The sequence below is a fragment of the Pseudoglutamicibacter albus genome (assembly GCF_022346425.1).
Lineage (GTDB): Bacteria > Actinomycetota > Actinomycetes > Actinomycetales > Micrococcaceae > Pseudoglutamicibacter > Pseudoglutamicibacter albus.
The window spans coordinates 70011-82691 of record NZ_JAKRCW010000005.1 but is presented as its reverse complement, the minus strand read 5'-3'; the positions used below and the strand labels follow the sequence as shown (position 1 = coordinate 82691).

Here is a 12681-nt window from a genome sequence, read left to right as displayed (position 1 = left end):
CGGTTGGGATTGAGATGGATCAGGTTCTGGCGTATGTGATTGGCGCGCTGGTGATGCTGGTGGGTATCGGCATCTCGATTGCGTTGCATGAGGTGGGGCATTTACTGCCGGCTAAGGCTTTCGGTTTGCGCGTGCCTCGCTACATGGTGGGTTTTGGGCCTACGCTGTTCTCTTTCCGTAAAGGGGAGACAGAGTACGGGATCAAATTGCTGCCGCTGGGTGGGTACATCACGATGATCGGTATGTATCCGCCGCATCAGGACGGCAAGCAGCGGCCTACACGCACCGGTATTTTTCAGCAGTTGTCCGATGAGGCGAAGAAGGCTGAAGCTGAGACTCTGCAGCCTGGCGATGAGAAGCGATTGTTTTTGAACTTGCCGGTGTATAAGCGGATCATCATCATGCTGGGTGGCCCGTTTATGAACCTGCTTTTAGCGTTCGTGTTCTTTGGGATTGTTCTTACTGGTTTCGGGGTCGCGACTCCTACGACCACGGTGTCTGAGGTGTATCAGTGTCTTCAAGCAGTGGATGACGAGAACACGCGCCCGGCGGGGGAGGGACAGAGCTGCCCTGAGGGTGCCCCAGCTGGGCCGGCGTATGCGGCGGGCTTGAAGCCTGGGGATGTCATTACCTCGGTTGACGGTGTTTCGCTTGACGACACTGATTGGTCTGCACTCACGGACCGGATCAAGGCAAGCCCTGATCAAGAGCTCAGCATCGGTTATGAGCGCGATGGTGTCGCATCGACCACAACGTTGGTTCCGGTTGAGACGGCTCGGCCTGTTGTTTCGCCTTTGGGGATGGTTGAGAAGAACCGTGACGGTACTGCCAAGGTGGAGTCGGTGGGTTTCGCTGGCATCGGTTCGACAGCTGAGATCCGGCCGCGGCCGGTAGGTGAGGTCCCGGGTTTTGTGTGGGAGAACGTCAAAGCTGTTTCTGGTGTTGTGACTCAGCTTCCGCAGAAAGTTGCTGGCGTTGCCCAGGCCGCGTTCAGCCCAGCTGAACGCGATCCGAACGGGCCGATGTCCGTGGTAGGGGTGGGCCGCATCGCCGGCGAGATCACCTCTTTCGAGCAGATCAGCGTCAAAGATAAGCTCGCAAGCTATCTGAGCCTGATGGGTTCGCTGAACGTCGCGCTGTTCGTGTTCAACCTGATCCCGCTCTTGCCGCTTGATGGCGGGCATATCGCCGGGGCTTTGTGGGAGAAGATCCGCAAAACGTTCAACAAGATTTTCAAGCGCCCTGACCCGGGACCGGTGGATCTTTCGAAGATGCTGCCGGTCACCTATGTTGTTGCAGGTTTATTGCTTGTCATGGGTGTGATCTTGATCTATGCCGACCTCGTGAAACCGGTGTCCCTGCTGTAGCTTGCCTCAGATGTCGCCTCAGGCATGTGAAGGTGCCGGCAGTGGCATGGGAAGATAGAGCACAGCAGTGGATTCGTTTATCACGTATGAGTTCTTGGAGGACACCTCGTGTCATCGGTTAATTTGGGAATGCCTACACCACCACCTATGACGTTGGCTCCGCGGCGCAAGACCCGCCAGATGATGGTCGGCAACGTCGGTATGGGCTCGGATCACCCGATCACCGTGCAGTCGATGACGACCACGAAGACTCACGACATCGGCGCTACGTTGCAGCAGATCGCCGAGCTCACCGCCGCTGGCTGTGACATTGTCCGTGTCGCGTGCCCAACAGACAAGGACGCCGATGCGCTGAAGGTCATCGCGCAACAGTCCACGATCCCGGTGATCGCGGATATCCACTTCCAACCCAAGTACGTCTACGCAGCCATTGAGGCCGGTTGCGGTGCGGTGCGTGTCAACCCGGGCAACATCCGCAAGTTCGATGACCAGGTTGCAGAGATTTCCGCTGCCGCGAAGCAGCACGGGACCCCGATCCGCATCGGCATCAACGGCGGCTCCCTCGATAAGCGCCTGCTGGAGAAATACGGCCGCGCAACCCCGGAGGCTCTCGTTGAGTCCGCGTTGCAGGAAGCCGCGCTGTTTGAAGAAAACGATTTCTACGATTTCGGTATCTCCGTCAAACACTCTGACCCGGTCGTGATGATTCGCGCGTATGAGCTGCTCGCTCAGAAGGGCGACTGGCCGTTGCACCTGGGTGTCACCGAGGCAGGTCCTGCCTTCCAAGGCACCATCAAGTCCGCAACCGCTTTCGGCGCGCTGCTCTCCCAAGGTATTGGCGATACGATCCGTGTCTCACTTTCGGCCCCACCTGTCGAAGAGATCAAGGTCGGCGAGCAGATCCTCCAATCGCTGAACCTGCGTCCACGCCAGCTCGAAATCGTCTCGTGCCCGTCCTGTGGACGCGCCCAGGTCGATGTGTATGAGCTCGCCAACAACGTGACCGAAGGCCTCAAAGACTTCAAGGTTCCGCTGCGTGTGGCCGTCATGGGTTGCGTCGTCAACGGGCCAGGCGAGGCACGAGAAGCCGACCTCGGTGTCGCATCCGGCAACGGCAAGGGCCAAATCTTCGTCAAGGGCGAGGTCATCCGCACGGTCCGTGAAGACCAGATCGTGGAAACCCTGCTCGAAGAAGCCCACCGCATCGCCGAGGAGATGGGCGCAAGCGAGACCGAAGGCGCATCGCCTTCCGTGTCCGTCCACTAGGTAACGGTCTCAACGTCAATGGTGATCCGGCAGATCGTGAACCGGGCCGGCGCCCGGATGGCGGATCTGCGCTCGCCGGACCCCAGCATCCGCACCCTCACGAATGAGGACGCGCCAGCGTTGCTCGCGTTGATCGCGCGCAACCCTGTCCAGCATGCTTTCGTTCAGCAGCAACTCGATGTTGTTGGCGGCAAGATCGATGTGTTGCCTGGCGCGCGCATCCTGGGCCGCTTCGATGATGCAGGCGTGATGGTTGCGGCGTGCTGGCTGGGCGCGAACGTGGTGCCTGTGACCGCGGATGAAGGCGAGCAAGCCCGGGAACACGGTGAAGCGTTCGGGCGGCGGGTCCTGACCAGCCGTAAGCGCTTCGCCTCGATTTTCGGTCCGAAAGCAGGAGTTGAAGGGATCTGGGATGTGGTGAAGACCAGCCCGGCCTTCTACCCGCGTAGTGTGCGGCTCACCCAGCCGTTCATGACGTTGGAAGGCCCGGCTGTGATCGAAGGGTCTGGCCGAGTCCGGCAAGGGTATGTGAGTGATTTCGATGCGTTCTGGCCGGCTTCCGTTGCGATGTTCACCGAGGAGCTTGGCTATTCACCCCTCGATGTAGGGGAGGCCTCCTATAGGGCGCGGGTCAAACAGTTGCTGGCGTGCGGGCAGGCTTTGCTCGAGCCGGGTGCGGCGGGCACAACGGTGCGGTTCAAAGCCGAGCTCGGGGTTGTGACCGGCCAAGCTACACAGATCCAGGGCGTGTGGATGCATCCGGACCACCGCGGCATCGGGCTTTCAGCGAGCCGCGTGGCAGATGTCGTGGCCCATGCGCACACGTGGGCGCCCGTGACGAGCCTGTACGTCAACGACTACAATCACGCGGCTCGAGCCGTCTATGAGAAGGTGGGTTTCCAAACCACCGGGATGTTCGCGACCGTCCTGCTATGAGCATCGAATCCCGGGACGGGCACGCGGCAGCGCGCCACATAGCCGGCCGCTATGCGTGGGCAGACTACACTGGACACGAGCCGTCACCGGATACTAACGGTGAACGCAACCGATTTGCTGATTCACTCTGCACACCCCGATCCACCCTGAAAGGGGAGGCCCTGTGGTAACACGCCTTTCAACGTTCTTTCTCCGCACGCTGCGCGACGACCCTGCTGAAGCTGAGCTCGCAAGCCACAAGTTGTTAGTCCGGGCTGGCTACATCCGCCGTGCGGCACCCGGGATCTATTCGTGGCTGCCGCTGGGGCTCAAGGTCCTGAACAAGGTTGAGAACATTGTGCGTGAAGAAATGAACGCGATCGGCGCTCAGGAAGTGCATTTCCCGGCGTTGCTTCCGAAAGAGCCCTATGAGGCGACGGGCCGCTGGGAAGAATACGGAGACAACATTTTCCGTCTGAAGGACCGCCGTAAGGCCGACTATCTACTCGCGCCAACGCACGAGGAAATGTTCACCCTCTTGGTCAAAGACATGTACTCCTCGTATAAGGATCTGCCGGTGTACCTGTACCAGATCCAGACGAAGTACCGCGACGAGGCCCGCCCGCGCGCTGGCCTGTTGCGTGGCCGTGAGTTCATCATGAAGGACTCCTATTCCTTCACCCTGGATGAGGAAGGCCTCGACGAGGCATATGCGGCTCACCGCGCCGCGTACCTCAAGATTTTCGAGCGTTTGAGCCTCGAAATCCGCCCGGTGTTCGCGATGGCGGGAGCGATGGGTGGCTCGAAGTCGGAAGAGTTCCTGCACCCAACCGAAACGGGCGAGGACACGTTCGTGGTCTCCCCAGGCGGTTACGCCGCCAACGTTGAGGCCGTGACGACGCCGCCGCTGGACCCGATCGACTACACCGACGCGCCGGCCGCCCACGTTGAGCTGACCCCGAACAGCGAGACCATCGAAACGCTCGTTGACGCAGCGAACGAGAACCACCCGAAGGACACCCCGTGGACCGCCGCGGACACACTCAAGTGCGTTGCGTTGGTTGTTGTGACACCGAACGGTGAGCGAGAACTCGCCGTCGTGGGTGTGCCCGGCAACCGCCAGGCTGACCTCAAACGAATCGAGGCGACCATCGGTGAGCTCATGGGTATCGTCGGCGAATCCCAGGTTGAGGTTGCCACAGATGATGACCTCGGCCGTCACCCTGAACTGGTCAAGGGCTACATCGGCCCTGGCTTGTCCAAGGATGAGGCCGTTTTGGGTCGTGAAGCACGTTCGGGCGTCCCATTCTTTGTCGATCCTCGCGTGGTCGAAGGCTCGAGCTGGATCACGGGCGCGAACCTCCGTGACCATCACGTGTTCGGTTTGGTTGCAGGCCGTGACTTCGGCTGGGATGGTGTGCTTGAGGCTGTTGCGGTGGAAGACGGCGACCCCGCACCCGATGGTTCCGGTCCGTTGAAGACGACCCGCGGCATCGAGATGGGCCACATTTTCCAGTTGGGCCGCCGCTACGCTGAAGCGTTGGACCTGAAGGTTTTGGATCCCAACGGTAAAGCGCAGGTTGTCACGATGGGCTCCTACGGCGTGGGCGTGACCCGCGCGGTTGCGGCTATCGCTGAGGCCCATCATGATGACAAGGGCTTGGTGTGGCCTCGTGCTGTGGCACCTGCCGATGTTGTGGTGATCATCGCTGGCAAGGGGGAAGAGCTCACGGAAACCGCCGAGGACATCGCGGGCAAGCTCGATGAAGCCGGCTTGGAGGTCATGCTCGATGACCGCGCCAAGGTTTCTGCGGGCGTGAAGTTCCGTGACGCTGAGCTGATCGGTATCCCTACCACTGTTGTTGTGGGCCGCGGCGTGGCCGATGGCGTGGTTGAGGTCAAGGACCGCGCCACGGGCGAGGCCGAGAATATCGCGCTCGATGCCGTGGTTGAGCACGTTGCCCAGCTCGCAGCTCACTAAGCTCGCCTATGGACTACATCCTCACGGACACCGGCGCGCTCAACATCGGGTTGATCCTGTTAGTTTTGGGCGCCGGTTTCCTTGCGGGATGGGTCGATTCGGTGGTTGGCGGCGGCGGGTTGATCCAGCTTCCGGTCGTGTTGCTGATTCCGGGGCTGACCCCGGTTCAGGCTTTGGCCACGAATAAGGTCGGCTCGATCTTTGGTACCACGACATCGGCTATCACGTATGGTCGGCGTGTGCGGCCGGACCTCGCCACGAGTCTGGGTCTTGCTCTCACCGCGGGGCTCGCCTCGGTGGGTGGGGCGGCCGTAGCTTCGATACTGCCGACCGAGGTTTTCAAGCCCATCATCCTCGTAGCGCTTGTTGTGGTTTTCGTTTTCACGCTCGCTAAGAAGAACATGGGGGCCTCAACCGCGCTCAAGCATGCGAGCATGAAGCACCATGTTCGGGCGTGGGGGATCGGTATCGCGATCGGGTTTTATGATGGTGTGCTGGGGCCGGGCACAGGATCGTTTTTGGTGATCGCCTTGGTTGGGGTTTTGGGGTATTCGTTCCTGGATGGATCAGCGTGCGCGAAGATCGCTAACTGGGCCACCAACTTCGGTGCGTTGTGCTTCTTCATCCCCGCAGGCCACGTCGTGTGGCCGCTCGGTATCGGACTGGGGATCGCGAACATGTTCGGGGGCTATATCGGTTCGCGTATGGCAGTTTCAGCTGGTTCACGTTTTGTGCGGATCGTGTTCCTCGTGGTCGTGACCGCGCTCATCATCAGCGTTGGGGCTGACACCCTTCGGCAACTGAGCTAGCTCGCTGAGTTAGTGAGCCCGGCTAGCTAACGCGTGTATCCGGCGAGCTGGAAAGACAAAGCCATGAGCACGATGCGCGCCTCGCCGTGATAGTGCGCCGCGAGGTGTTGCAGCGGTTCAGCAAGTGATGCTTGCGCTGAAGCGAGCTTTTCAGTCCCGGATGCGAGGTAGTCTTCCCGCGGCCCGATGGTCGCAGCAGCATAAGGGTGCCCGGACGCTTTCCCGAGACCGAGCGTGAGATCGCGCGAGGCTTCGAACCATTCCTGATTGCTGTCTGCTGGGTTTCGGTGCGCGATGATGCGTGCCGCTTCAGTGATTTTGGCTGATGTTCTGCCCGTCCGATCCCACAAGGCGGCGGCCTGTTCAGGCTCGCTGGGGTCCGCTAGGGCAACCACGCCCCCTAAAGCCGCCACGGGGTCGGTGAGGCTTGCGGAAGCTAACGCTTCCTTGATCACTGCGGCCGCATCGTTATCTAGGGGTGGGGCACCGGCTTTCTGGGAAGCCGAGTACAGCGTGACGGAGGCTGCGATCAGCCGGGATGCATCCTCACGGCTCAGCTGCTCATTATCGCTAGGACGCAAGGCCAACTGCATAAGCTCACCGGAGAGGACGGCGGCGTCTTTAGCGTTATCCTGCCCGCTGGCTTTCTGAGCGGCTACATGTTCTTCGATCCACCGCATCTCACGGTTAGTAGCCGGCCCACCCCAGGCGTCCGAGCCACTCAACAGCTCATAGGCTGTGCGTGCCGCGGCCGTGACATCCTCGCCGCTATAGGCCTGATCCACCTGCGCGAGCAAAACCCGGGCACGGTACACAGGGCTGTGTTCGGTCCGGGACACCGCCTTATCGAATATAGCGTCTCCAGGCCTTGCGTTAGCGGAATAGCTGCTCGTGGTGGTTGTGACGCCTAACCAGCATGTGCTCACCATCAGCACAGACACGGCGGCGCGGCCCATCCGTGAACCGGAACCGCGGGACTGTTGGGTATCCCGCCGTGCCCGCCGACCGTCGCCTGGGGACTGTTGGTCGATACCCTGGGCCTGCTGGCCGTCGCCGGAGGTCTGCGGAGCTTCCTGAGTTGCCGGCGACGTCTCCTGTGTCGCTGGCTCCGTGGAATCCTGTACTGAACGCATAACGCTATGGTGCCATGCGGGTAGGGTAGATCTGTACAGACACAGCGTAAAGGGAGGAATAGCGTGTCATCCCACAGCATGCCAGCCGATAACGCGTCGAGGCACGAGGGTTCGCCATGGGCTCCTGAAGCAATCACGCGAGCTATCGAGTCTGTGATCAGCGATGCTGGTTTGATCGTTGAAGACGTCACGGTCAAAGGTGGGAACACGCCAACCCTGCAGATTCTGGTTGATCTGCCAAGCGGTACGGATGCGGTGGATCTCGATGTGCTCGCCGAAGTTTCGCAGCAGGTGGGCGAGGTTTTGGATAACGGTTTGCTTGCCTCCTCGGGTGCTTATGAGCTTGAGGTTTCCTCGCCGGGGGCTTCGCGTCCGCTCACACAGCCTCGCCACTTCCAGCGCAACGTGGGCCGTGTGATTCGTGTGGTGGGCGAGGATGAAGACTTCACAGGCACCGTGCTTGAGGCCGACGACGAGGGCATTGTGATCGAGCCGATCAAGCCTGCGCCTAAGAAGGGCATGAAAGATAAGGTGCTTGATCCGGTGCGGCGCGAGTATGCTGACATTCGTCGCGCGAAGGTTGACATCGAGGCGACGGCGGCGGCACGGTTGGCTGCCGTAAAGGACGCCGAGGATGTGGCAGAAGAGTCAATGGAAGATCCAGCACAGTCAGGTCTAACGGGCGAGGAGGCCTAAGAATGCATATTGATATGACGGCGTTGCGTCAGCTTGAAAAGGACCGCGATATTCCGCTGGATCGGCTGATCAACGCGATCGAGCATGCGCTTGTCCTCGCTTATGACAAGGAGCCGGGCGCTATCCGCGGCGCGCGTGCGGAATTGGACCGTAAAACCGGTGTCGCCACCATTTGGGCGCCTGAGGTTGATGAGAACAACCAGCGGATCGGTGAGTTCGATGACACGCCTGCGGACTTCGGCCGGGTAGCAGCAGCGACGGCGCGGCAAGTGATCTTCCAGCGCCTGCGCGATGCTGAAGACGAAGCCGTCCTAGGCACCTTCCGCGATAAGCAAGGCGAGATCCTCTCCGGAGTGATCCAGCAGGGCCGTGATCCACGCATGGTCCAGGTTGATCTTGGAACCCTTGAAGCGGTCCTGCCGCCACCGGAGCAGGTACCGGGCGAGGATTACAGCCACGGGCGTCGTCTGCGCGTGTATGTCACCGATGTGCACCGCGGCCCTAAAGGCCCCTCGATCACGGTTTCACGCACCCACCCGCAGCTGGTGCATAAACTGTTTGAACTTGAGGTCCCGGAGATCCAGGACAAGACGGTCGAGATCGTTTCGATCGCACGTGAAGCGGGCCACCGCACCAAGCTTGCGGTGCGTGCGCGCGTTGAGGGCCTCAACGCTAAGGGAGCCTGCATCGGCGAGATGGGTTCTCGTGTGCGCGCGGTGATGACCGAGCTCAACGACGAGAAGATCGACATCATCACGTGGGATCCAGACCCTGCACAGTTTGTAGCTCACGCGCTTTCGCCAGCCAAGGTGCTCTCGGTTGAAGTTTTGAGCGAAGACCTCCACCACGTCCGCGCTGTTGTCCCGGACGATCAGCTCTCACTTGCGATCGGCAAGGAGGGGCAAAACGCTCGTCTTGCGGCCAAGCTCACGGGCTGGAGAATCGACGTTGTCTCGCCAGCGCGTCAGAGCGCGGTAGACTAGACAGGTCAGAAGTTCAGTCTGTTGCGCCCAAATACGGGGCGGAGGATGGGAGTCCGTGGTGAACAAAGGTTCTTCACGTCGCCCCATCCGGACCTGTATAGGGTGCAGGCTCACCGATGACCAAGCCGTTCTTTTGCGGCTAGTGCGAAACCCCGGAAGTGCGCGAGTGGTTCCGGATCCGCAACGCCGTAAAACGGGGCGCGGTGCTTGGGTGCACCGTAACCCCGAGTGTGTACGGCGGGCAGTGAATCGGAACGCAGCGAACAGGGCCTTCAGGGCTCGCAGTGTCGTTGATGAAGATGAGTTGCTTGCCGTCATCAACCTGGGCATAACCGGTGTCCAGGGTTCAACCATGACCGATCAGAAAGCGGGTTAAGAAGAGTGGCAACCCGATGAACACGCAACGGTGATGGGCCAGAGATGAACAACCTCAGGCTCGGAAATCAGCGTGCGTTCCGCTTAGCGGGGCGCACACCACGAAATCTAGGGTCCGTGGTCTTACGCGTCACGTGCAACGCTTTTACTTGATGCGCGTGAGCGTTCAAAAGGATACGCGGACCAGAGAAGGAGAACTGTGGCCAAGAAGGTCCGCGTACATGAGCTCGCTAAAGAGCTCGGCATTCCGTCAAAGGAAGCCATGGCAAAACTTGAGGAGATGGGCGAGTTCGTCCGCTCAGCTTCCTCCACGATCGAGCCGCCGGTCGTCAAGCGTTTGCGGGAAGCATTCCCGAACGCAGCAGGCGGCGATTCCGCTCAGGCGGATCAACCGAAGGTGAAGACTGCGCAGGTTCAGGGTGCGGGAACCCGAACCTCCGATCCAGCTCCAGCGGCTGCCGCTAAGCCAGCTGATGATGCCCCTCAGCCGGAAGCTAAGCCAGCTACCGCAAAGAAGGCGGCATCGGCGGAGAAGCCAGCGCCGAAACCGGGCCCTAAGCCTGGACCTAAACCGGGTCCTAAGCCCGGCCCGAAGCAGGCCCCTAAAGCCGATGAGAAGCCTGACGCTAAGCCGGCGCCAGCGGCTAAGCCAGGCCCGGCTAAGAAGGCTCCGGCAACGCCTCAGGCGACCCCGCGCGCTGCTGCGCCGAAGCCCGGTCCAAAGCCAGGCCCACGCCCAGGTAACAACCCGTTCAGCACCCCATCCTCACAGGGTCGCGGCAACGATGCTGGCCCACGCCCACCTCGCGGTGGCGCACGCCCAGGCCCACGGCCGGGTGGAGGCCGTGGTGGTGCCCCACGTCCAGGCAACAACCCGTTCTCAAACCAGCAGGGCATGCGCGGCGAAGGCGGCGGCCGCGGCGGGCAACGTCAGGGTTCTGCAGGTTCGGGCGGCCCACGTCCAGGCGCGCCACGCCCACCACGCGGTGCGGCCTCGGGTTCAGGCGGCCCCCGCCCTAACCCGAACATGATGCCTAAGAAGCTCGACCTCAACGTCAATCAGCCGCGTCCAGGTGGTGGCCGTTCAGGTGGTGGCGGTCGGCCAGGCGGTGGCGGACGTTCCGGTGGCGGAGGCGGTTTCCGTGGTGGCCGCGGCGGCGGTCGCGGTAACGCGGCAGGCGCATTCGGTCGCGGCGGTCCACGCCGTGGTCGCAACCGCAAGTCCAAGCGCGCCAAGCGCCAGGAGATGGAGCAACAGGGCGCACCAGTCATCGGCGGCGTGGTTGTTCCACGCGGCGATGGCAACACGGTAGTTCGGTTGCGTCGCGGTGCGACCTTGGCTGACTTCGCTGAACGCATCAAGGCAGATCCAGCCGCACTTGTGACGGTGCTGTTCCACCTCGGTGAAATGGCTACGGCTAACCAGTCGCTGGATGAATCGACGTTTGAGATCCTCGGTGAAGAGCTGGGCTATAAGGTCCAGGTCGTGTCCCCGGAGGACGAAGAGCGCGAATTGTTCGAGTCCTTCCACATCGACCTCGAGGCAGAAGCCGAGGCCGAGACCGAGGACATGCTCGAGCCTCGTCCACCTGTGGTGACCATCATGGGTCACGTTGACCACGGTAAGACCCGCACGCTGGATGCGATCCGCCGCTCCAACGTAATCGAGGGTGAAGCCGGCGGCATCACCCAGCACATCGGTGCATACCAGATCTCTACGATGCACGAAGGTGACAACGGTGAAGAGGAACGCCTCTTGACTTTCATTGACACCCCTGGTCACGAAGCCTTCACGGCGATGCGTGCCCGCGGTGCCAAGGTCACTGACATCGCTGTGCTGGTTGTTGCAGCTGACGACGGCGTCATGCCGCAGACGGTTGAAGCGCTCAACCACGCTCAGGCGGCAGACGTGCCGATCGTGGTTGCGGTGAACAAGATCGATAAGCCGGAAGCCAACCCTGAGAAGGTCAAGGGCCAGCTCGCTGAGTACGGTCTGGTCCCTGAGGACTACGGTGGCGACACGATGTTCGTGCCGATCTCCGCTAAGCAGGACATCGGTATCCATGACCTCTTGGATGCGATCCTTCTGACCGCGGACGCAGCGCTCGAGCTACGTGCTAACCCGGATAAGGACGCTCGCGGTATCGCGATCGAAGCGAACCTGGATAAGGGCCGCGGTGCGGTCACGACCGTTTTGGTTCAGTCGGGTACGCTCGCGGTCGGCGACACGATCGTTGCCGGTAAGGCGCACGGTCGCGTCCGTGCGATGTTCGATGAGAACGGTGAAGCGCTCGATGTCGCGTTGCCTTCGCGTGCGGTGCAGGTCTTGGGTCTTTCGAACGTTCCGCGCGCTGGTGACACGTTCATAGTGACTCCGGATGAGCGTACGGCCCGCCAGATCGCAGAGCGCCGCGAGGCAGCGGACCGTAACGCGATGCTCGCTAAGCGCCGTAAGCGCATTACGCTTGAGAACTTCGATGACGCTGTCGCTGAGGGCAAGATCGATACCCTCAACCTCATCCTCAAGGGTGACGTATCCGGTGCTGTTGAAGCGCTTGAGGATTCGCTGCTCAAGATCGATGTGGGCGATGAGGTTCAGTTGCGTGTGATCCACCGTGGCGTGGGTGCTATCACGCAGAACGATGTCAACCTGGCAACGGTCGATAACGCGATTATCATCGGCTTCAACGTCCGCCCTGCAGAGCGTGTCTCTGAGTACGCGGATGAAGAAGGCGTTGACATGCGTTTCTACTCAGTCATCTACCAGGCGATCGAGGACATCGAGAACGCGCTCAAGGGCATGCTCAAGCCTGAATACGAGGAAGTTGAGCTTGGCTCGGCGGAGATCCGCGAAGTGTTCCGTTCCTCGAAGTTCGGTAACATCGCCGGTTCGATTGTCCGTAGCGGCCTGATCCGCCGTAACGCGAACGCTCGTTTGGTCCGTGACGGCAAGGTCGTCAATGACAAGCTCACGATCGAGTCGTTGCGTCGCTTCAAGGATGATGCCACCGAGGTCCGTGAGGGCTACGAATGTGGTATCGGCCTGGGTGGCTTCAACGACATCAAGGAAGGCGACATCATCGAGACGTGGGAGCTTCAAGAGAAGCCACGCGCCTAGTCTGCTGACCACGAGCCTAGTCTGCTGACCAGTAGCTA

General features: G+C 61.0%; 10 protein-coding genes. 9 read left to right on the top strand and 1 reads right to left on the bottom strand.

Features of this window, described 5'->3' with window-relative positions; all coding sequences use genetic code 11:
• Window positions 1-14: 14 nt before the first annotated feature.
• The 5 genes from MHJ63_RS04640 (at window position 15) to MHJ63_RS04620 (ending at window position 6338) form a co-directional block, all read left to right on the top strand.
• Entirely contained in the window at window positions 15-1367 is a 1353-nt protein-coding gene (locus tag MHJ63_RS04640) for a M50 family metallopeptidase (RefSeq protein WP_035756917.1), read from the top strand.
• Between the two features lie 129 nt (window positions 1368-1496).
• The gene (gene ispG, locus MHJ63_RS04635) at window positions 1497-2633 is read left to right on the top strand and encodes a flavodoxin-dependent (E)-4-hydroxy-3-methylbut-2-enyl-diphosphate synthase (protein ID WP_035756919.1); all 1137 of its coding nucleotides are present in this window, start codon (window positions 1497-1499) and stop codon (window positions 2631-2633) included.
• Between the two features lie 18 nt (window positions 2634-2651).
• On the top strand, window positions 2652-3569 hold the full coding sequence (locus tag MHJ63_RS04630; protein ID WP_052048564.1) for a GNAT family N-acetyltransferase: 918 nt from the start codon (window positions 2652-2654) through the stop codon (window positions 3567-3569).
• 163 nt (window positions 3570-3732) lie between these two features.
• The gene (locus MHJ63_RS04625) at window positions 3733-5529 is read left to right on the top strand and encodes a proline--tRNA ligase (protein WP_239446289.1); all 1797 of its coding nucleotides are present in this window, start codon (window positions 3733-3735) and stop codon (window positions 5527-5529) included.
• Between the two features lie 8 nt (window positions 5530-5537).
• Entirely contained in the window at window positions 5538-6338 is an 801-nt protein-coding gene (locus tag MHJ63_RS04620; protein WP_070490709.1) for a sulfite exporter TauE/SafE family protein, read from the top strand.
• 26 nt (window positions 6339-6364) lie between these two features.
• Here MHJ63_RS04620 and MHJ63_RS04615 read toward each other — a convergent pair whose 3' ends face one another.
• Complete coding sequence (locus MHJ63_RS04615; RefSeq protein WP_239446288.1) at window positions 6365-7471, bottom strand: hypothetical protein; 1107 nt, start codon at window positions 7469-7471, stop codon at window positions 6365-6367.
• A gap of 63 nt (window positions 7472-7534) precedes the next feature.
• Here MHJ63_RS04615 and MHJ63_RS04610 point away from each other — a divergent pair, with 63 nt between their 5' ends.
• The 4 genes from MHJ63_RS04610 to infB all read left to right on the top strand — a co-directional run bounded on the left by MHJ63_RS04610 (window position 7535) and on the right by infB (window position 12643).
• Window positions 7535-8167 (top strand): ribosome maturation factor RimP, encoded by a 633-nt coding sequence (locus MHJ63_RS04610; protein ID WP_239446287.1) that lies wholly within the window; start codon window positions 7535-7537, stop codon window positions 8165-8167.
• A gap of 2 nt (window positions 8168-8169) precedes the next feature.
• Complete coding sequence (nusA, locus tag MHJ63_RS04605; RefSeq protein ID WP_035756929.1) at window positions 8170-9150, top strand: transcription termination factor NusA; 981 nt, start codon at window positions 8170-8172, stop codon at window positions 9148-9150.
• Window positions 9151-9205: 55 nt separating this feature from the next.
• Window positions 9206-9526, top strand: coding sequence for a YlxR family protein (locus MHJ63_RS10100; RefSeq protein WP_083285540.1), 321 nt, complete (start codon window positions 9206-9208; stop codon window positions 9524-9526).
• Between the two features lie 198 nt (window positions 9527-9724).
• Entirely contained in the window at window positions 9725-12643 is a 2919-nt protein-coding gene (gene infB, locus MHJ63_RS04600) for a translation initiation factor IF-2 (RefSeq protein WP_338110374.1), read from the top strand.
• The last annotated feature ends 38 nt before the right edge of the window (window positions 12644-12681 follow it).

Bases quoted from the DNA above. Each gene is read 5' to 3' on its own strand.
- MHJ63_RS04640 (WP_035756917.1), top strand. From the start codon at position 15: ATGGATCAGGTTCTGGCGTATGTGATTGGCGCGCTGGTGATGCTGGTG.
- ispG (WP_035756919.1), top strand. From the start codon at position 1,497: ATGCCTACACCACCACCTATGACGTTGGCTCCGCGGCGCAAGACCCGC.
- MHJ63_RS04630 (WP_052048564.1), top strand. From the start codon at position 2,652: ATGGTGATCCGGCAGATCGTGAACCGGGCCGGCGCCCGGATGGCGGAT.
- MHJ63_RS04620 (WP_070490709.1), top strand. From the start codon at position 5,538: ATGGACTACATCCTCACGGACACCGGCGCGCTCAACATCGGGTTGATC.
- MHJ63_RS04615 (WP_239446288.1), bottom strand. From the start codon at position 7,471: ATGCGTTCAGTACAGGATTCCACGGAGCCAGCGACACAGGAGACGTCG.
- nusA (WP_035756929.1), top strand. From the start codon at position 8,170: ATGCATATTGATATGACGGCGTTGCGTCAGCTTGAAAAGGACCGCGAT.